We start from the raw sequence: 500 nt of genomic DNA, 5'->3' as shown, positions 1-500 counted from the left end.
GGCGTCGAGCAGTTCGGCAGCCATGCCTACCCACTGCGAACCCTGCCCCGGGAAGACCAGCACCACCTGGTCCGCGCCGCCGGCCACGCCGCTCACCGCGCCCGGCACCGCCCGGCCTTCGGCCAGGGCGGCCAGGCCTTCGCGGAACCCCTCGCGGTCCCCGGCGACCACCACGGCACGGTGCTCGAAGGACGCGCGGCCCGTGGCGAGCGACCACGCGACGTCCGCCGTCGAAAGCTCCGGGCGGTCCGTCAGATACGACAGCAGCCGCTCGGCCTGCGCACGCAGCGCGGCGTCGGACTTCGCGGACAGCAGCCACGGCAGCGCGGGACGGTCAGCGCCGCCCGCGTCGACATCGACCGACTCACCTGTCGGGTCGGCCTGTTCGAGCACGACGTGCGCGTTGGTGCCGCTGATGCCGAAGGAGGAGACGCCCGCGCGACGGGGTCGGCCGGTCGTCGGCCACGGCGCCGCCTCGGTCAGCAGCTCGACCGCGCCCG

The 500-nt window shown here is 75.6% G+C and carries 1 protein-coding gene; it reads right to left on the bottom strand.

What is annotated here, in order from left to right:
• On the bottom strand, positions 1-500 hold a 500-nt coding region (locus K7G59_RS34440; protein WP_308295135.1), incomplete at both ends, for a ketoacyl-synthetase C-terminal extension domain-containing protein.

It is taken from the genome of Streptomyces sp. NK08204 (genome assembly GCF_020400585.1).
Taxonomy (GTDB): domain Bacteria; phylum Actinomycetota; class Actinomycetes; order Streptomycetales; family Streptomycetaceae; genus Streptomyces.
The sequence above is the reverse complement of the archived record's forward strand: the minus strand, read 5'-3'. Positions and strand labels throughout refer to the sequence as shown.